General features: G+C 38.4%; 23 protein-coding genes. All 23 read left to right on the top strand.

Annotated elements, in window-relative coordinates; translation table 11 throughout:
- The first annotated feature begins 5 nt into the window (after positions 1 to 5).
- The 23 genes from prmA to dnaG all read left to right on the top strand — a co-directional run bounded on the left by prmA (position 6) and on the right by dnaG (position 20037).
- Complete coding sequence (gene prmA, locus ACFW35_RS06965; protein WP_379837126.1) at positions 6 to 947, top strand: 50S ribosomal protein L11 methyltransferase; 942 nt, start codon at positions 6 to 8, stop codon at positions 945 to 947.
- 18 nt (positions 948 to 965) lie between these two features.
- On the top strand, positions 966 to 1718 hold the full coding sequence (locus ACFW35_RS06970; RefSeq protein WP_379844672.1) for a 16S rRNA (uracil(1498)-N(3))-methyltransferase: 753 nt from the start codon (positions 966 to 968) through the stop codon (positions 1716 to 1718).
- Between the two features lie 5 nt (positions 1719 to 1723).
- Entirely contained in the window at positions 1724 to 3076 is a 1353-nt protein-coding gene (mtaB, locus tag ACFW35_RS06975; protein ID WP_379844674.1) for a tRNA (N(6)-L-threonylcarbamoyladenosine(37)-C(2))-methylthiotransferase MtaB, read from the top strand.
- A 134-nt stretch (positions 3077 to 3210) separates the two neighbouring features.
- Positions 3211 to 3861: a deoxyribose-phosphate aldolase gene (gene deoC, locus ACFW35_RS06980; RefSeq protein ID WP_379847413.1), complete on the top strand. Its 651-nt coding sequence runs from the start codon at positions 3211 to 3213 to the stop codon at positions 3859 to 3861.
- A gap of 145 nt (positions 3862 to 4006) precedes the next feature.
- Positions 4007 to 4180 carry a 30S ribosomal protein S21 gene (rpsU, locus tag ACFW35_RS06985; RefSeq protein ID WP_066237650.1) on the top strand — a complete coding sequence of 58 codons (174 nt, stop codon included), beginning with the start codon at positions 4007 to 4009 and terminating at the stop codon, positions 4178 to 4180.
- A 16-nt stretch (positions 4181 to 4196) separates the two neighbouring features.
- Positions 4197 to 4640, top strand: coding sequence for a GatB/YqeY domain-containing protein (locus ACFW35_RS06990; protein WP_379834842.1), 444 nt, complete (start codon positions 4197 to 4199; stop codon positions 4638 to 4640).
- 566 nt (positions 4641 to 5206) lie between these two features.
- Positions 5207 to 6541, top strand: a complete 1335-nt coding sequence (locus tag ACFW35_RS06995) for an NfeD family protein (RefSeq protein ID WP_379847415.1) — start codon at positions 5207 to 5209, stop codon at positions 6539 to 6541.
- Positions 6542 to 6557: 16 nt separating this feature from the next.
- Entirely contained in the window at positions 6558 to 7565 is a 1008-nt protein-coding gene (gene floA, locus ACFW35_RS07000; protein ID WP_066291082.1) for a flotillin-like protein FloA, read from the top strand.
- A 2-nt stretch (positions 7566 to 7567) separates the two neighbouring features.
- Positions 7568 to 7984, top strand: a complete 417-nt coding sequence (locus tag ACFW35_RS07005; RefSeq protein WP_379844675.1) for a hypothetical protein — start codon at positions 7568 to 7570, stop codon at positions 7982 to 7984.
- A gap of 79 nt (positions 7985 to 8063) precedes the next feature.
- Positions 8064 to 8345, top strand: coding sequence for a sporulation protein YqfC (yqfC, locus tag ACFW35_RS07010; RefSeq protein WP_379834838.1), 282 nt, complete (start codon positions 8064 to 8066; stop codon positions 8343 to 8345).
- 26 nt (positions 8346 to 8371) lie between these two features.
- Entirely contained in the window at positions 8372 to 9565 is a 1194-nt protein-coding gene (gene yqfD, locus ACFW35_RS07015; RefSeq protein ID WP_379844677.1) for a sporulation protein YqfD, read from the top strand.
- 5 nt (positions 9566 to 9570) lie between these two features.
- On the top strand, positions 9571 to 10533 hold the full coding sequence (locus ACFW35_RS07020; RefSeq protein WP_066291073.1) for a PhoH family protein: 963 nt from the start codon (positions 9571 to 9573) through the stop codon (positions 10531 to 10533).
- Positions 10534 to 10636: 103 nt separating this feature from the next.
- Positions 10637 to 12757, top strand: coding sequence for an HD family phosphohydrolase (locus ACFW35_RS07025; RefSeq protein ID WP_379844679.1), 2121 nt, complete (start codon positions 10637 to 10639; stop codon positions 12755 to 12757).
- Positions 12754 to 13221, top strand: coding sequence for an rRNA maturation RNase YbeY (ybeY, locus tag ACFW35_RS07030; RefSeq protein WP_379844681.1), 468 nt, complete (start codon positions 12754 to 12756; stop codon positions 13219 to 13221). The genes ACFW35_RS07025 and ybeY overlap by 4 nt, the downstream gene beginning before the upstream one ends.
- Positions 13218 to 13589: a diacylglycerol kinase family protein gene (locus ACFW35_RS07035; RefSeq protein ID WP_379844682.1), complete on the top strand. Its 372-nt coding sequence runs from the start codon at positions 13218 to 13220 to the stop codon at positions 13587 to 13589. Before ybeY ends, ACFW35_RS07035 begins: the two co-directional genes overlap by 4 nt.
- Before the next feature lie 16 nt (positions 13590 to 13605).
- Positions 13606 to 14004: a cytidine deaminase gene (locus ACFW35_RS07040; protein ID WP_379844684.1), complete on the top strand. Its 399-nt coding sequence runs from the start codon at positions 13606 to 13608 to the stop codon at positions 14002 to 14004.
- Complete coding sequence (era, locus tag ACFW35_RS07045; RefSeq protein WP_379834826.1) at positions 13997 to 14905, top strand: GTPase Era; 909 nt, start codon at positions 13997 to 13999, stop codon at positions 14903 to 14905. The genes ACFW35_RS07040 and era overlap by 8 nt, the downstream gene beginning before the upstream one ends.
- A gap of 98 nt (positions 14906 to 15003) precedes the next feature.
- On the top strand, positions 15004 to 15147 hold the full coding sequence (locus ACFW35_RS07050; RefSeq protein WP_379834825.1) for a YqzL family protein: 144 nt from the start codon (positions 15004 to 15006) through the stop codon (positions 15145 to 15147).
- 41 nt (positions 15148 to 15188) lie between these two features.
- Positions 15189 to 15932: a DNA repair protein RecO gene (recO, locus tag ACFW35_RS07055; protein ID WP_379844685.1), complete on the top strand. Its 744-nt coding sequence runs from the start codon at positions 15189 to 15191 to the stop codon at positions 15930 to 15932.
- A 102-nt stretch (positions 15933 to 16034) separates the two neighbouring features.
- Positions 16035 to 16682, top strand: a complete 648-nt coding sequence (locus ACFW35_RS07060; RefSeq protein ID WP_379844687.1) for a helix-turn-helix transcriptional regulator — start codon at positions 16035 to 16037, stop codon at positions 16680 to 16682.
- Positions 16683 to 16699: 17 nt separating this feature from the next.
- Positions 16700 to 17515, top strand: a complete 816-nt coding sequence (locus tag ACFW35_RS07065; protein ID WP_379844688.1) for a pyruvate, water dikinase regulatory protein — start codon at positions 16700 to 16702, stop codon at positions 17513 to 17515.
- Between the two features lie 187 nt (positions 17516 to 17702).
- Positions 17703 to 18170: a YaiI/YqxD family protein gene (locus ACFW35_RS07070; RefSeq protein ID WP_379844690.1), complete on the top strand. Its 468-nt coding sequence runs from the start codon at positions 17703 to 17705 to the stop codon at positions 18168 to 18170.
- A gap of 58 nt (positions 18171 to 18228) precedes the next feature.
- Positions 18229 to 20037 (top strand): DNA primase, encoded by a 1809-nt coding sequence (gene dnaG / locus ACFW35_RS07075; protein ID WP_379844692.1) that lies wholly within the window; start codon positions 18229 to 18231, stop codon positions 20035 to 20037.
- Positions 20038 to 20072 lie beyond the last annotated feature (35 nt).

The raw sequence follows: 20072 nt of genomic DNA on the forward strand, positions 1-20072 counted from the left end.
ATATGATGAAATGGTCAGAAATTAGCATCCACACTACTCAGGAAGCTGTTGAACCAGTATCAAATATTTTACATGAAGCAGGAGCAAGCGGAGTTGTGATTGAGGATGTGGATGACCTCTCAAAAGAGCGCCAATCCGTATTTGGTGAAATCTATCAGCTTAATCCTTCTGACTATCCTTCTGAAGGTGTCATTTTAAAAGCATACCTTCCTGTAAATAGTTTTTTAGGAGAGACCGTTGAAGAGATTAAGCAGGCCATTACAAACCTTGTAAAATATGATATCGATATTGGTGCGAATACCATTTCAATTTCTGAAGTTAACGAAGAAGAATGGGCGACGGCATGGAAAAAATACTATAAGCCAGTCAAAATATCGAAGCGAATTACTATTACCCCGACTTGGGAGGAGTACGTACCTGTCCATTCTGACGAGTTAATTATTGAATTGGATCCTGGAATGGCGTTTGGAACCGGAACTCATCCCACTACCGTCATGAGCTTGCAGGCAATTGAAAAATATATTCAAGAAGGCGATACTGTAATTGACGTAGGAACAGGATCCGGAGTATTAAGTATTGCATCTGCAATGCTCGGTGCAGGCAAGGTAGATGCCTATGATCTGGATGAAGTAGCAGTTAACAGTGCCCGTTTAAATGTAAAGCTGAATAAAGTGCATAATAAAGTTCATGTTGATCAAAATGATTTACTGAAAGGGATATCAGGTCCTGCAGACCTTATTGTCGGCAATCTTCTTGCAGAAATCATTCTCCTATTCGTCGATGATGCAGCCAAAGTGTTAAAACCAGGCGGCTATTTCATTACTTCAGGCATCATACAAGGAAAGAAACGTGATGTTAAAGCAAAGTTAGAACAGCAAGGGTTTACGATTATTGAAATCTTGGAGATGGAAGATTGGGTGGCGATCGTCGCTCAAAATCAGAAATAAGAACAGGAAGTGCTCAAAATGCAAAGGTATTTTGTTCCCGCTGAAAGCTGGGAAAATGACCGTGTTTTCATAAAAGATGAAGATGCAAAACACATTTCTAAGGTTATGAGAATGCAGCCGGGAGACAACATTATATGCTGTGACAATAATGGCAGGTCTGCGGTTTGTGAGATACTTGACCTAGGCGGGAACGTTATAGAAGCAAAGGCTGTAAATGAGCTGGAATCAGATTCAGAGATGCCTATTACGGTCACCATTGCACAAGGCCTTCCAAAAGCAGATAAGCTTGAATACATTGTTCAAAAAGGAACCGAGCTTGGAGCTTCAGCTTTCTTTCCTTTTTCTGCTGACCGCTCAGTTGCGAAATGGGACGATAAAAAAGCAGCTAAAAAGAAGGAACGTTTAGAAAAAATCGCTAAAGAAGCAGCTGAACAATCGCATAGAAACAAGATTCCAGTGATTATGAATCCTGGGTCTTTTTCTGATTTGCTAAAAGTAGCAGAACAGTATAATATAAAAATCGTTGCATATGAAGAGGAAGCTAAACTGCAAGAATACAGCCGTTTTTCTTCTGCTTTAAAGAAGATTGCAAAAGGAGATAATCTTCTTTGCGTTATAGGTCCAGAAGGCGGGATAAGCGAAAAAGAAGCGATGGTCCTTAAAGAACATGGATTTGAATTATGCGGACTGGGTCCAAGAATTTTAAGGACCGAAACAGCTCCATTATATATTTTATCTGCTATTTCTTATCATTTTGAATTAAAGGGGTGATGAAAATGCCATCTGTTGCTTTTCATACTTTAGGCTGTAAAGTCAATCATTACGAAACAGAAGCGATCTGGCAGCTTTTTCAGTCTGAAGGATACGAAAGAACTGATTTTGACAGCACAGCGGACGTTTATGTAATCAATACATGTACTGTAACAAATACAGGGGATAAAAAAAGCCGGCAGGTAATTAGACGTGCAATACGAAAAAATCCTGATGCAGTTATTTGTGTTACAGGATGCTATGCTCAAACCTCACCTGCTGAGATTATGGCTATTCCTGGAGTAGATGTTGTTGTCGGTACACAAGATCGGTCCAAGATGCTTACGTACATTCAGCAATATCAGGAAGAAAGAATGCCTATTAATGGTGTATCCAACATCATGAAGGCTAGAGTATATGAAGAATTAGACGTACCTGCTTTTACTGACAGAACTAGAGCATCTTTAAAGATTCAGGAAGGCTGCAATAATTTCTGTACATTCTGTATCATTCCTTGGGCAAGAGGGTTATTGCGTTCAAGAAAACCAGAAGATGTTCTGTCACAAGCACAGCAATTAGTGGATTCAGGCTATAAAGAAATCGTTCTGACGGGGATTCACACTGCTGGTTATGGTGAAGATATGAAAGATTATTCTTTTGCCAAATTGCTCCGTGATTTAGATAAAAATATTACAGGACTTAAACGCATACGTATATCATCTATTGAGGCGAGCCAGATTTCAGATGAAGTGATTGAGGTTATGGGTAATTCTGAAAAAATCGTTCCTCACCTCCACATTCCTTTACAATCAGGTTCAAATACGGTTCTTCAGCGCATGAGAAGAAAGTATTCTATGGAAATGTTCGGTGAACGTCTTGACCGGTTAAAAGAAGCTTTGCCTGGACTTGCAATTACATCTGATGTCATTGTAGGTTTTCCAGGAGAGACAGAAGAAGAATTTATGGAAACGTATCATTTCATTAAAAACCATAAATTTATGGAACTTCATGTGTTCCCTTATTCAAAACGCACTGGTACACCTGCTGCCAAGATGGAAAATCAGGTTCCTGAAGATATAAAGAACGAACGAGTTCATAAATTGATCTCTCTATCTGATCAATTAGCAAAAGAATATGCATCAGATTATGAAGATACGGTAGTTGAAGTAATTCCGGAAGAAGAGTTTAAGGATGAACCAGGCAAGAATTTATTTGTTGGTTACACGACAAACTACCTAAAGGTTGTCTTTGAAGGTAATGAAGATATGATTGGCAAATTAGTGAAAGTGAAAATCACTGAAGCTGGGTATCCTTATAATAAAGGTATATTTGTAAAACAAGAAATGGAAGAAATCCTGAAGCATGCTGTTTCAAGCTAACATCCTGGAGTTCATACCAGGATGTTTTTTGTGAGTAGCTCGATTTATTTCGATTAATTTGGTATGATACTACGGTATTTAATTTTTAAGTTTAGAAAGGATTGTTTTTTTTGAGCAATTTAAATGTTGCAAGAATGATTGACCACACAGCTTTAAAAGCAGAAACTACAAAGAAAGAGATCTTGACTCTTTGTGAAGAAGCTAAAAAATATAATTTCTTTTCTGTATGTGTAAACCCTACTTGGGTATATACAGCATTTGAACAGTTGAAAGATTCGGACGTAGCAGTTTGTACTGTAATCGGGTTCCCTCTAGGTGCCAACACTCCGGAAGTAAAAGCATTTGAAACAAAGAATGCAATTGAAAACGGTGCTACTGAAGTTGATATGGTTATTAACATCGGAGCTTTAAAAGATGGCAACTATGAACTAGTTGAACAAGATGTTCGTGCAGTTGTTGAAGCTGCAAAAGGCAAAGCACTCACAAAGATCATCATCGAAACGTCTCTCTTAACGAATGAAGAAAAAGTAAAAGCATGTGAAATTGCTGTAAAAGCTGGAATTGACTTCGTTAAGACATCAACAGGTTTCTCTACTGGAGGAGCAACTATTGAAGATGTTAAGCTGATGCGTGAAACTGTTGGACCAAACATCGGTGTAAAGGCTTCTGGAGCAGTTAGAGACCGTGAGACAGCTTTAGCTATGATCGAAGCTGGTGCGACACGTATTGGTGCAAGTGCAGGAATCGCAATTGTTGAAGGCGGAACATCTACTTCAGATTATTAATTTTTATTCTAGAATAATTACCTTTTCTCTCCGACCAACTTGTTTAAATTAAGTTGACCGTATTGCAAGGATATATTATAATGGCAAAAGATATGTGACGCATCTTTACTTTATGTAAGGATGGTCTGGAGGGAGGGAAATACAAATGGCAGAAACACGTATTCGCAAGAATGAATCCATTGATGATGCTCTTCGTCGTTTTAAAAGATCCGTTTCCAAAGATGGAACATTGGCTGAAGTTAAAAAGCGCAAGCATTATGAAAAGCCAAGCGTAAAGCGTAAGAAGAAGGCTGAGGCAGCAAGAAAGCGTAAGTTCTAAGCGGGGTGTAAGTAATATGAGTCTTCTTAATGATTTAAACCAAGATATGAAACAAGCGATGAAGGACAAGAACAAGCAAAAGCTTTCTGTTATTCGCATGCTAAAGGCATCTCTTCAAAATGAGGCTATTAAGCAAGGGCGCGAATTAAATGAGGAAGAAGAGCTTACCGTTCTTGTACGCGAAATGAAACAAAGAAAAGACTCCCTCCAAGAATTCGAAAAAGCTGGCCGCGATGATTTAGTCGCAGGTCTTCAAGATGAAATTGCTGTTCTTACGCCATATCTTCCTAAACAGCTGAATGAAGAAGAACTTTCTGAAATTGTTGCTCAAACAATTTCAGAAACTGGGGCTGCTTCTAAAGCTGACATGGGTAAAGTTATGGGTGCACTTATGCCTAAAGTTAAAGGGAAAGCCGATGGCGGTCTCGTTAACCGTATAGTGCAGCAACAATTATCATAATTGAAATTGACAAACGCTCTGTATTTATACAGGGCGTTTTCTTATTTTAAAAGTTGTTTTCGCAAATCTTTATCGTTTTATGTGAAAGTAGTTGATTTCCGTTCCAGGTGCGCGCTTTCCGCGGGGCGGGCGGTGAGCCTCCTTGGCGCTTAGCACCATTAGGAGTCTCACCTGTCCCACTGGTCCCGCAGGAGTCTCGCACCTTGCACTCCAATCAACTTATCAATGAAGCTAAAGAAAAAATATTTTGTAAGCAACAATCTTTCAGAAAAGAACTAAGATAAGAAAGCTTAATACCCATGAGAATGACTTCTTTAGTTTGTACTTGTCGAAAATTCGATAAATTTCTTTAAGTGTGGAATTATTGGTGATTTCAATGGAATAATTCCAGATTACCATGTAAAAATTAGCTTCTACCCTGTAATAGTACTTGTACACTTTATCCACTGTTTCAATTGGTACAATGATTACAAAACAGCCTTCTAAAATAACAACAAAGTCTGCGCCGACAACTTTTTATTGAAACTTTTCCCATAAATTAACGTAAAATAGAAGGAGAAGGGGGGATTTTCGTGAAAAGGACCCGATTGCTGATCTATACCTTATGTTTTATATGGGGAATTTACGGTTTATTATCAACTCAGCAAGTTTTTTCAGCTGGTCAAGGGAAAACCGTAACATTTATTCCAGTTGAGCATGAAGTTGAAAGAGGTCTTGAGGCTTTTTTAGAAAGAAATATTAATGAAGCTGAAGAGGATGGTACTGACCATATCGTACTCGAGATCTATACTCCAGGCGGACGGGTAGACGCAGCAATACATATAGCAAAACTGATGAGGGAAACAGACATACCAATTACTGCGTACGTTGTGAAAAATGCTTTTTCTGCAGGTGCTTATATAGCATTAAATGCAGATGACATCGTTATGAAACCTTCTACTACGATTGGTTCAGCCGCTGTTATAGACAGCCAGGGAAATACAGCAGGACAAAAGGCAGAATCAGCATGGAAGGCAGAGATGCTGGCGGCAGCAGAACTTAACGATCGGGATCCATTATATGCAGAGGCTATGGTCGATCCTGATGTTGAAATTCCTGAGCTTGGGTTAAAGAAAGGGGATCTTCTTACATTAACTGCAAGTGAAGCTTTAAAAGTGGGCTATGCTGAAAAGATTGCTGAGGATCGACAGGAACTATTAGCCTATTTAGACCTGGAAGATGCTAAGATTTTAGAATCGGAACCTACTTTTGCTGATAAAATAGCCCGTTTTGTAACAAATCCAGTTATTGTGCCGATACTGCTTTCTTTAGGAAGCTTAGGGCTTGTTCTTGAGTTATATACACCAGGGTTTGGTATTGCAGGATCTGTAGGGGCACTGTCATTATTTTTATTTTTCTATGGTCATATGATAGCTGGTTTAGCAGGCTGGGAAGCAATCATTTTGTTCGGAATAGGAATTATTTTAATCATAATGGAGATATTTTTGCCCGGAGGTATTATGGGTATAATTGGGGTGGTGGCCATGTTAACTGGTTTGATACTTGCAGGTGGTTCTTTATCAGGAATTCTTATCGCGATTGCGATAGCCATTATTGTAACAATCATTGGCTCATACTTCTTCATCCGCTCGTTTGGTTATAATGGTCCGCTAAAACGGTTAGTGCTCTTCGATTCAACAAGTTCTGAAAAAGGGTACCTTTCGCACAGTGAGCGTATTGATCTAACCGGAAAGACTGGGATTACTGCTACACCGTTACGACCTGCTGGCAGTGTGAAAATTGATGACGAGTATATTGATGTAGTATCTGAAGGCGCTTTTATCGGAAAAGATGAAAAAGTTAAAATTGTAAAAGTAAGCGGGGGCCGTGTCGTAGTGAGGCTGGCCGAAAATATAGAATGAATGGAGTGTGTTGTTAATGTTAGAACTTAGCTCGATTGCAAGTATTGTAATCATTGGTCTTATAGTAATTGCTTTAGCAGTATTGTTTACCTTTGTCCCCGTAATGCTTTGGATTTCTGCACTGGCTGCAGGAGTAAGAGTAGGCATCTTTACATTAGTAGGAATGAGATTAAGAAGGGTCATTCCAAACCGTGTCGTAAATCCATTGATTAAAGCAGTAAAAGCGGGTTTAGAATTAAGTACAAACCAGCTTGAGAGCCACTATCTCGCAGGAGGAAACGTTGACCGTGTAGTAAATGCATTGATTGCTGCACACCGAGCTAACATCGAACTTAGCTTTGAAAGAGCTGCGGCAATCGACCTTGCAGGCCGTGATGTACTTGAAGCAGTCCAGATGAGTGTTAATCCAAAAGTGATAGAAACTCCTTTTATCGCTGGTGTAGCTTTGGATGGTATCGAAGTGAAAGCAAAAGCTAGAATCACGGTACGTGCCAACATAGACCGGCTTGTGGGTGGAGCTGGTGAAGAAACAATCATCGCTCGTGTTGGTGAAGGAATAGTTAGTACAATCGGTTCTTCTGAAACACATAAAAAAGTACTTGAGAACCCCGATATGATTTCTCAAACAGTCCTTTCAAAAGGTCTGGATGCAGGAACAGCTTTCGAAATTCTTTCGATTGATATTGCAGATATTGATATTGGCAAAAATATTGGTGCAGAACTGCAAACAGATCAAGCAATGGCAGATAAGAATATTGCACAGGCAAAAGCAGAAGAAAGACGTGCGATGGCAGTAGCGAACGAACAAGAAATGAAAGCAAGAGTCCAGGAAATGAGAGCAAAAGTTGTAGAGGCAGAAGCAGAGGTACCTATGGCATTAGCCGAAGCTCTGCGTTCAGGTAATATGGGCTTTATGGATTACATGAACATGAAAAACATTATGGCAGATACAACTATGAGAGAATCAATTAGTAAGTCTTCTAATCCAGATAAAGAGAACGATGATAAAGGACGGAAAATGTAATCATGAATATCGTTGAAGCGATTATTGATATCCTGATTGCAAATATCGCTTTTGTCGTTATTATCGCTGGCGGGTTATACAGCTTCTTTAAAAGATTGAACGATACAAAGAATGCGAATAGACCTGCACCTGCAAAGCGGACGAATGAGCAGCCTAAACAAAAAGCTTCTCCATTTGGAGTTCCGCGAGAAGATGTTAGTCAGCCCGAAAGAGACATTACGATTTCACCGGAAAAGAGACCCGATAGAAAAGAAGCAATCACTAAGCGGTATGAGGATTTAAAGCATAAAAGCAACTCGAATCGTTATCAGGATAAAGAAGAAGCTATCCTGGGCAGCTTCAAAGCAGATCAAAAAGAACTTCAAAAAGCAGTTATATGGTCAGAAATTCTTTCGAAGCCTAAAGCACTGCAAAAATGAATGTAACTGAAAGCAAACAAAGAAATAATGTGATAGTTTGCCCCCTTCTCTCATAAAAATGGAGAGAGGGGGTTTTTTTATGGGAAAATTGCGGCAGCAAGTAAGCAAATGGATGATGCAGAACCTTGAATTACCAGCAGACGTAGTAATGGATTTACCCCGGATAACGATGATTGGACAATTACACATTTATATAGAAAATCACAGGGGCGTAAAAGCTTTTTCCAATGAACAGCTCAAGCTCAAATTGAAACAAGGCACTCTCGTCATTTCGGGCAGGGAATTTGTCATTAAAACCATTCTTCCAGAAGAGATTCTATTAGAAGGAAACATCTCTTCAGTGGATTTTGAAAACGATTAAAAGTTTCTAGGATATGGAGGGACAATATGAAAAGCAAATGGAACAATAATTTTAAAGGATATGTGAGAATTGAAATTATTGGACAAGAGTCCAGCTCTTTCATCAACACTTGTATACAGTCAGGGATACAAATTTGGGACATCAAACCCCTCGATGGTGAGCGTGTGCATGTGTCAATTTCAGTTCCAGATATCCAGAGAGCAAAAGTTATTTTGAAACAAAATAAGCTGAAAATTAGAATTAAGGAAAAAAAAGGAACCCCGTTTCTGCTTAAAAAAATGTGGAAAAGAAATGGTTTTATACTTGGCATGGTCTCATTTATTTTCATTCTGTTTTTATTATCTAATATGATTTGGAATATTAATGTCATCGGCGCAAATCCTAAAACTGAATATGAGCTTAGAAAAGCTGCATTAGAAATAGGAGTAAAAAAAGGAAAGTTTATTTTTTTACTGCCGAATGTAAGAGAGGTCCAGAGACAGCTAACAGAAAAAATGGGAAATGTCACTTGGATAGGCGTTACACAGCATGGAACATCGTATCGATTTGAAGTCGTAGAAAAAGAGATACCAAAGGAAAAACCAATTACAGGACCTAAACATCTCGTCGCCACAAAACAAGCAGTTATCCATTCTTTATTCGTTGAAAAAGGACAACCAGTAGTAACTGTAAATGATTATGTACAAAAGGGAACTTTATTGGTATCCGGATATATCGGCAAAGAAAAAAAACCGGAACTTGTAAGTGCAAAAGGTGAAATCTTAGGTGAAGTTTGGTACGAAACCAAGGTGGAAATCCCTTTAAATACTTCTTTTCAAACGTATACAGGAAAGTTTGAAAATAGACATTATGTTTCTTTGTTTGGATTAAATATTCCGATATATGGATTTACTGATGGAGAATTTCAGGATAAAACGGAAACACTAAACGAAAGTCCTCTTTATCTGGCAAAGTGGAAGATGCCCGTTTCTTATATAAAAAAAGAGATCCGGGAAACAGACGGAGTAAAACGGACTTACACGAAAGCGGAAGCTATAGAGGTTGGGAAAAAGATGGCTAAAAAAGAATTGCTTAAAAAACTCCCTGAAGATGCAAAAATTAAAGGTGAAAAAGTTTGGCAACAAAAGGTCTCGAATGGTAAAGTAAAATTAACGATGCTCTACCAAGTAATTGAAAATATTGCATCTGAACAACCTATACCTATCCAACAAGGAGAATGAGTAGTTTGTCAGAAACGAAAAGACTTAATTCATTACAACTCGAAAATACAACGGAAGCCGCATCACTCTTTGGGCCGAACGACGCCTTTTTAAAGGTTATTGAACACAAGCTCAACGTAGGTATAGTCACCCGCGGAGAAGAAATTTTAGTGACAGGGGAACTAGCGAAAGCTGAAATGGTCGAGGAGACGCTCTCCGTGTTATTGAAATTAGTGCGCAAAGGCATAAAAATATCTGAGAGGGATATTGTTTATGCAGTTCAGCTCGCAGAAAAGAACATGCTGGATGAATTAAGTGAGTTATATGAAGAAGATATAGCAGTTACAGCTAAAGGTAAGCCAATTCGTGTTAAAACGCTGGGGCAGAGACATTACGTTCAATCCATGAGAAAGCGTGATCTTGTGTTCGGCATTGGACCAGCGGGAACGGGTAAAACCTATCTTGCAGTCGTCATGGCAGTAAATGCCTTAAAAGACGGCCGGATTAAAAAAATTGTACTGACACGTCCTGCAGTGGAAGCTGGTGAAAGTTTAGGTTTCTTGCCAGGAGATTTAAAAGAAAAAGTTGATCCGTACTTACGCCCGCTTTACGATGCGCTGCATGATCTTCTTGGTGCAGAACATACTGAGAGGCTTATCGAACGGGGAACGATTGAAATTGCCCCATTAGCGTACATGAGAGGCCGTACCCTGGATGAAAGCTTCGTCATTCTTGATGAAGCGCAAAATACATCACCCGAACAAATGAAAATGTTCCTGACACGTCTCGGATTTGGATCGAAAATGGTGATCACTGGTGACCTTACACAGATTGATCTGCCTAGAGGAAAAGAGTCCGGATTAAAAGTTACCGAAAAAAGACTAGAAGGTGTTAATGGAATTGATTTTATATACTTAAAACAATTAGATGTTGTAAGACATCCGCTGGTTCAGCGGATTATTGAAGCATATGAAACATATGATAAATAAGGACTCCTGTTTCAGGAGCCCTTTTTTACTTTATATAAGTACCATATTTGTCCAACTTTTGCTAAGATTAGTATAGGATTCACAGTTTAGGGAGTGGTAGCGTTTGGCCAACTTGAGACACATCCTTTCAAATTATTTTCGTTTAAGCGTAGCAACCGTATCATTTATCGTAATGGGAATCATTTTATTTGCTATATTAGTCAGCAATGTAACTCCTAATGTCGTCGACGTAAACGTCTATGAACGTGCTCCTCGTGATATACAATCTCCAATTACGATTCCTTTGGAAGAACAGACTGAGGCAAGAAAAAGGCTTGCTGAAGAAAATGTAAAAAATGAATACACTTTTAATAACGACATCGCATTTGAGCAGGCTGATGCGATGAAAATACTGATCAATACAATCATTTCAATAAATAAAACAGAAGAAAAGAAAAAAGATGATGAACCACTATTAACACGTGAACAAAAGATTGATCAATTAGAAGATTACATAGATACTTCAGAGATTTCTGATGAGACATTTGATACATTATTTCGGGCGAGTGAGACTGAACTGACAAATGTAAGAAATCTTGGACCTGATGTTGTAAACAGTGTACTTGAAGAACCCATCATGGTTGAAGAGGTTGATGGAAAAAAAGATGAAGCGGTTCGATTAATCCGCGAAAACGGAAATTTGTCTTACTCCCTTAGGAACGCGACAGAGGAAATAACAAGAACTTTTATCATTGCAAACCGGACACTCGATACAGAAAAAACAAGACAAAAACGTAAAGAAGCTAGTGAAAAAGTTGAAGAAGTATTTATAAGAGAAGGGGAAGTTTTAGTTAAAAGCGGTTCAGTTATCACGCCTGAAATCTATGAAAGATTAAAGATGGTCGGCCTGCTTGATCAAGAAATGAAAACATATCCTTACTATGGGCTGTTCTTATTTGTTTTACTTGTAATGGCAGGGCTTTATTATTTTATGAAAGAAGAACGGAAGAAAGAGCATTTTAGAAAATATGTGACCATTTATGCACTGCTGTTTACACTGACACTTGTTGTGATGAAGCTGATAAGTATCAGCACTGAAATTGGATTGAACAGTTTAATGTATTTAGTTCCAGTGGCAGCTGGTGCGATGATGATTAAGATGCTGTTTAATGAGGAACTTGCTGTCGTTTCATCTGTGATTTTTGCAATCAGTGCTGCACTGATTTTTAATGAACAAACAACAGGTAACTTTAATTTCATAATGAGTTTGTATGTATTATTTAACGCAATTTCCGGGATCGTATTCTTAGGGAAAACACAGCAGCGTTCTAAAATTCTTCAAGCAGGATTTTTCGTTTCTTTTATAGCCATCCTAACAGTAGCAAGTGTGCTTTTGCTTCAAAATGGTAAATTCACATCTTGGCAGATTGGATTAGATCTTGGCTGTGCTGCTTTATCTGGTTTTATATCAGCAGTTCTTACACTAGGATTGCTGCCGGTGATTGAATCATCATTTAATATTTTATCTGTTACGAAACTGATCGAGCTTTCAAATCCGAATCACCCAATCTTGAGAAAAGTCCTTATGGAAGCTCCAGGTACTTATCATCATAGCATTATGGTAGCAAACCTATCTGAAGCTGCATGTGAATCGATTGGTGCTAATGGGCTCCTGGCAAGGGTGGGTTCTTACTATCATGATGTCGGAAAGACAAAACGGCCGCATTTTTTCATTGAAAACCAAATGAATATGGAGAATCCGCATGATAAGATTGCACCTCAGTTAAGCAAAACGATCATTACGGCTCATCCTTATGATGGAGCGGACATGCTTCGTGCAGACAAAATACCTAAAGAGATTATCGATATAGCGGAGCAGCATCATGGGACGACGCTGCTGAAATTTTTCTATCATAAGGCTACTCAGTTAACGGAAAAAGAAGTTGCTGAATCAGATTTCCGTTACCCTGGACCAAAAGCTCAAACGAAGGAAGTAGCAATCATAGGTATTTCAGATGCAGTAGAAGCTGCAGTTAGATCTTTATCAAAGCCTACACCAGTAAAAATTGACCAGATCATTCGAAAAATAATTAATGACAGACTTGAAGATGGCCAATTTGATGAATGCGATCTTACACTTAAAGAGTTGGATACCGTAGCTAAAACTTTAACTGAAACACTTCAAGGAATATTTCATTCCAGAATTGAGTATCCAGAAGAAACGAAAAAGGTGGAAAAACAATGACATTACATGTTGAGTATTTAAATGAAGTTGACGAAAACAGTGAAGAGTTCCAAGAGTTGTTAGCTAATGTGCTGCAGAAGGCAGCAGAGATGGAAAAAACGGGATCGGCAGAGGTATCTGTGACGATCGTTACGAAAGAAAGAATTCAAGAAATTAATAGTGAATACAGACAAAAAGATGCCGTGACAGATGTAATTTCTTTTGCCATGGAGGAGATGGGCGAAGATGAAACAGAGATTATCGGCGGTGAAGAAACAAGGTTCTTAGGGGACATCATCATCTGTTTAGACGTTGCAAAAGAACAAGCAGAAGAATATGGACATTCAATTGAGAGGGAAATGGGATTCCTTGCCGTTCACGGATTCCTTCATCTTTTAGGTTATGATCATATGAATGAAGCAGATGAAAAAGCTATGTTTGGCAGACAAGAAGAAATTTTGGAGCAGTACGGATTGAAAAGATGATCGCATGGAAAAAGTTATTCAATAGCTTTACATTTGCTTATACAGGGATAATAAAAACATTTAAGAACGAGCAAAATTTCAAAATACAAATTATGATAAGTGTAATCGTTATCTTAACAGCAGTTACACTTGATTTTTCAGGATTGCGCATGGCAGTTTTACTGATTGTAATCGGGATTGTGCTTGGCTTAGAACTCATGAATACTGCTGTTGAAAAAACAGTTGATTTAATGACTTTGGAACGTCATCCGTTGGCAAAGGAAGCGAAAGATGCTGCTGCAGGTGCAGTTTTGGTTTTTTCGATATTTGCTGTTATAATCGGTATACTGCTCTTTATAGAACCACTATTAAGAAGCATAGAATGTTAAGAAGGTGAAATGTATTATGAACAAAGATCAATTAATGGAACAAGCAAAGAAAGCAAGAGAAAGAGCTTATGTACCTTATTCAAAATTTCAGGTAGGTGCGGCATTGCTTTCTTCTGAAGGAAAAGTTTATCATGGTGCAAATATTGAGAATGCAGCTTACAGCTTAACTTGCTGTGCTGAAAGAACCGCTTTATTTAAAGCGTATACAGAAGGCGATATTAAATTCAGTGCATTAGCTGTCGTTGCCGATACAAAACGCCCTGTCCCGCCGTGTGGTGCATGCCGTCAGGTTATTTCAGAATTATGTCCTCCTGACATGCCGGTTTACTTAACAAACCTGAATGGAGATGTTCAGGAAATTGCGGTTAAGGACCTGTTGCCAGGTGCTTTTTCACCGGAGGATTTAAATGACTAAAGATGGGTATAAATCAGGATTTGTAACCATAATTGGCCGTCCAAATGTAGGCAAATCCACTTTGTTAAATCAGGTTATCGGACAAAAAATCGCTATTATGAGTGATAAGCCGCAGACCACTAGAAATAAAATTCAGGCTGTCTATACAACCGAAGAAGCACAAGTAATTTTTATTGATACACCTGGTATCCATAAGCCTAAGCATAAGCTTGGGGATTTTATGACAAAAACGGCACAGCAGACATTAAACGAGGTAGATCTTATTCTTTTCGTAATCAATGCTGAGGAAGGCTACGGCAGAGGTGATCAATTTATCATAGACAGACTGCAGCATGTGCAGAACCCTGTTTTTTTAGTAGTAAACAAAATTGATAAAGTCCATCCAGATGATTTGCTGCCGCTGATTGATATGTATCGAAATAAGGTGGATGTTGCAGAAGTTGTTCCAATTTCCGCTTTAAAGGGAAACAATGTTGATACATTATTGAATCAGATTGTTTCTTATATGGAAGAAGGGCCGCAGTTCTATCCTGAAGATCAAGTAACGGATCATCCTGAACGATTTATTACAGCAGAATTAATCCGTGAGAAAGTTCTGCATTTAACACGGGAGGAAATTCCTCATTCTGTTGCTGTGGTAATTGAAGAAATGAAAGTGCGGGAAGAGAAGAACGTTGTTTTTGTAAATGCTACCATAATTGTTGAACGATCATCTCAAAAAGGCATTATCATAGGGAAACAAGGAAAAATGCTAAAAGAGGTCGGAAAAAGAGCGAGAGCTGATATCGAAACTCTTTTAGGGTCAAGAGTATTTTTGGAACTCTATGTAAAAGTTCAAACTGACTGGAGAAACCGTCAGAAACAGCTTGCTGAATTTGGTTTTAATGAGGACGATTATTAATAGTGAAAAACTGTTAATATTTCCTTCACATGAAAACAATGTTTAAGGTGAACCTAGTTATATCAGGAGAAAAACAAATAGAAAGGTGTGTCCAAACCATGAAAGAATTTACTTGGAAAGTATTCTGTGAAACGGGCAATATTGATACCTATTTGTTATACAAAGAGCTTGACCTTGAAATAACAGCATTATCAGCAGTTATTCCTTATGAAGAGTCTCTAGAGGAACCTCCATTTCATTAATTAACTAAGGTGCCTTCTTGACGAGAGGGTGGTGATATACCTTGCTTTATAAAGTGGAAGGAATAGTCATAAAAACCATTCCGTATGGAGAATCAAATACGATTATTACTCTGTACACAAAGGAACTTGGAAAAATTGGCGTAATGGCAAGAGGAGCGAAAAAGCCTAAAAGCCGCTTCACCTCCATTACGCAGCTTTTTACATACGGAATATTTGTGTTTCAAAGAGGAAGAGGACTTGGAACTTTGCAGCAAGGTGAAGCGTTGTCTTCCTTCAGGCATATACGTGAAGACTTGGTTAAGACAGCCTATGCCGCTTATTTGGCAGAGCTTCTTGACCGGTTTACATCTGAAGAAGAAATGAAACCCGACTTGTACGGCTGGCTGAAGCAGGCTTTAGAATATATAAACCATGGAATTGATCCAGAGGTTATTACCTTTTTATTTGAAATGAAAATGATGAAAACAGCCGGCATAGTACCAGAGCTAAGCAGATGCGTCTCATGTCATGCAGCTGAAGGGAATTTTTCTTTTTCTATTCGAGAAGGCGGTTTTCTCTGTGAAAGATGTGCCTATAAAGATCCTTATAGAATGAATATCTCTAAAGGAACTGCACGGCTGTTAAATATGTTTTATCATCTCGATCTCGCGAGACTTGGAAACGTATCATTAAAAAAGGAAACAAAAAGAGAATTGAGAATGCTGTTTGATGCCTACATGGAAGAGTATTCGGGTGTATTTATAAAATCAAAGAAATTTTTAAAACAACTTGATGACTTAACGTGAATTCAACTGTGAAGACTATCTTTACAGTTTTTTTGTTCGCATTTTCACCTTAATGAGTTATAATAATGGAAAATAAGTATAACACATTGGATGCAGCAAAAGGTGGTGTACAAAATCGAACTAAACAAAAGGCAGCAGAAGATTATTGAGATCGTCAAGGATCACGGACCTATAACTGGAGAACAAATTGCTGACCAGCTTGATTTAACTCGGGCGACACTTCGTCCAGATCTTGCAATTTTAACGATGGCAGGTTATTTGGATGCCAGACCGAGAGTGGGCTATTTTTATACGGGCAAAACAGGTTCACAGTTACTGACAGAAAAAGTTAAGAAAATTAAAGTAGCTGAATTTACTTCTATGCCGGTAGTCGTACAAGACTCTGCAACAGTATACGAAGCAATCTGTACCATGTTCTTAGAAGATGTAGGAACACTGTTCATTATTAATAAAAACGGACATCTTGCAGGAGTTGCTTCACGAAAAGATTTATTAAGGGCAAGTATGGGAAAACAAGAGATAAATAGTATCCCTATAAATATTATCATGACAAGAATGCCTAATATCACGTATTGTTTTAAAGAAGACTTTCTGCTGGATATTGCCCACATTCTGATCGAAAAGCAAATTGACGGGCTTCCGGTAGTTAAACGTTCTCAGAATGAGAGCGGACTAGAGGTAGTTGGAAGAATTACTAAAACCAATATTACTAAGGCTTTTGTGGAACTTGCTCACGACGAAATACTTTAATAAATGGGGAGGCCAATATGACAGGACGTCCAATCGTATATGTCGTTTCAGATTCAGTTGGAGAAACGGCAGAACTGGTTGTAAAAGCGGCTGCGAGCCAATTTAATTCAAACGGAATAGAGATAAAGAGGGTTCCCTACGTAGAAGACAAAGAAACAATCGATGAAGTCATTTCTTTAGCAAAGGATCACAATGGAATCATTGCATATACTTTGGTTGTTCCCGAAATCAGCGAATATGTAGCTAAGCAGGCTGCTGCCAACGGAATACCAACAGTGGATATTATGGGACCTATTATGAAACAGCTTCAATCCAGACTTAATCAGGTACCGAGGTATGAACCTGGAGTCGTACATAAACTCGATGATGAGTACTTTAGAAAAGTTGAAGCTATAGAATTTGCAGTCAAATATGATGACGGAAGAGATCCACGGGGAATATTAAAAGCCGATGTTGTACTAATTGGTGTTTCAAGAACTTCAAAAACACCGCTCTCTCAATATCTTGCGCATAAGCGCCTAAAAGTAGCTAACGTACCTATTGTTCCGGAAATAGAACCGCCTGAAGAATTATTTAAAGTTTCGCCAAATAAGTGTTTTGGGCTTAAAATAACTCCGGAAAAGTTAAATGATATTCGCAGAGAGCGCTTAAAAGCATTAGGGCTGAATTCAGAAGCAAACTATGCAAACATGGAAAGAATAAAACAAGAACTCGTTTATTTTAATAAGATTGTAGACCGAATCGGGTGCAGAGTTGTAGAGGTATCAAATAAGGCTGTTGAGGAATCAGCGAACGTTATATACAATCTTTTTCAAGGGAAATCCTATAAATAAAAGCGCAAATTTCTGCGCTTTTTTAATTTCAATCTTTTTACTGGTAAAATCATTCCGTTTTTATTATAATATTACATTGTGATTAAAAATAAAAAGTTTGACTAAAATAGTGATACATTCAGAATGCAATTTTTATGTAAATGCCAGCAAATGAAGGAGAATCAATGGAAAAGTAGAACATAAAAATATGGAAAAATTCAAAGCGGATATATACGTAGATGCAGATGCTTGTCCTGTAATGATAAAAGAAGAGATTAATAAATATTCAAAAATGTATCGGTTCGAACCTATTTTTGTGACTTCATTTGCACATGCAAGCAACGCAGACCAACCTGGACGCTGGATTCTTGTTGATGCCAGACCAGAGGAAGTTGACATGTACATACATAATCATTCTAAGAAAAATGACATTGTGGTAACCCAGGATCATGCTCTTGCGAGTCTGCTTATCCCAAAAGGGGTTTATGTTATCACCCCAAGAGGGAAACATTTTCAAGAGAATGAAATGGAAAGAGTGCTTCATGAACGCTATCTGTCTGCAAAAGCAAGGCGCTCAGGAAAACATTCTAAAGGACCTGCTAAATTCACAAAGGAGGATGCAGAAAGATTCAGTTCAGTTTTTTGTGAAATCCTGTCGAATGTTGAAGGAAAATAGACTTGCGGCACGAATATATATCTAGTGTCAATAGAAACAGAGATTTTGTGGTGGTAATATGGAACGCATACCAGAGGATTTAATTGAAAAAGTCAGGTCATCAAACGATATTGTAGATGTGATAAGTGATTATGTTCCCTTAAAAAAGCAAGGACGAAATTATTTTGGTTTATGCCCATTTCATGGCGAGAAATCACCTTCATTTTCTGTATCACCGGAAAAACAAATCTACCACTGTTTCGGATGTGGAGCAGGCGGGAATGTTTTTTCATTTTTAATGAACATCGAAGGATATTCATTCATTGAAGCCGTAACTCAACTCGGGAAAAAGAGTTCGATCGAACTGCCTCAAATGCATCAGCAAAATTACTCCTTAAAAAGTACTGACGAAAAAAGAAAAATGGCTGATATTCATGAGTTGCTGGCTAAGCTGTATCATCATTGCCTTCTCCATACTAAGCAGGGGAGACCAGCACTGGACTATTTGGAAAACAGAGGATTTACAAGAGAGTCTATCGAACGCTATCAAATAGGCTTTGCTCCTGATTCATGGGAAACCGCTTCGCAATTTATACAAAAGCGGGAATTGGATATTACTCTTGCTGAGAAAGCGGGGTTGATCGGAAAGCGGCAATCAGATGGAAAACCTTATGACCGTTTTCGAAACAGAATCATGTTCCCGATATGGGACCGTACTGGTACTGTTGTTGCCTTTGGAGGAAGAGTTTTAGATGGGAACGATGAACCGAAGTACTTAAACAGCCCTGAATCAAAAATCTTCCAAAAAGGGAAAACCCTCTACGCTTTGAACCTATCCAGAGCAGATATCAGACAAAAACAGCATGCTGTTGTTTTTGAAGGCTATGTAGATACCATTGCTGCTTTCAGAGCGGGTGTTACAAATGGAGTTGCGACGCTAGGTACTTCATTAACAGAGGATCATGCTGCAATATTGAGAAGAAATGTTCAATCTGTCACAATCTGTTATGATTCTGACCGAGCAGGTGTTGAAGCTGCTTTTCGTGCATCAGAAATACTGACGAAACAAGGCTGTACAGTTAAAATCTCGCAGATGCCAGACGGAATGGACCCCGATGACTATATCTCCAAATTTGGAGGCGAATCATTCCAAAAGGATATAATAGGGGCTAGTCTTACAGTTATGGCATTTAAAATACAATACTATAGACGCGGTAAAAACCTTCGTGATGAAGGAGAACGGATGATCTATATCGAAGAGATTATCAGCGAAATAGCGCGTCTTCCAAAAGCGGTTGAAAGAGATCATTATCTCCGTCAGATCGCTTCAGAGTTTAATTTGTCATTAGACGCATTAAAACAGCAGCAAATACAGACTTTCAAGCAGCAGCAAAAGTCAAAGGATAACGGCCCAAAAAAGCGGGATAATAATTTTAGAATACAAACACTTTTGCAGAAGTCTTTATTGCCAAAAAATTTAAATGCTGAAAGAATTGTTCTAGCTCACATGCTTAAAAGCGAAGAAACAGCTTTTCTAATTCAGGAAAAGCTTGAAACGGGCTTTAATGTAGAAGAACATAATGCAATCGCTGCGTACCTGTATGCCTTTTATGAAGAAAGAAATAAACCCAATGTAGGGTTGTTCATGCAGCGAATTGACGATGACAAATTAAGGAAACTAGCATCAGAATTAGCAATGCTCACGATCAGTGATGAAATGAATGAAGTTGAGCTTGCAGATTATATTCGAATTATTTCTAGCTATCCATTATTGCGGGAGATACAAGAAAAAGAGAAACAGCAGGAAGACGCAATAAGAAGGAATGAAATAAAACTGGCAGCCCAAATTGCCCAAGAAATTATGAGAATGAAAAGATCTCTAAAATAATCGGGACGCAGGATGGTTGAAGTTTTGGAAGGAGG

It is taken from the genome of Fictibacillus sp. NPDC058756, assembly GCF_042746035.1.
Classification (GTDB): Bacteria; Bacillota; Bacilli; order Bacillales; family Fictibacillaceae; genus Fictibacillus.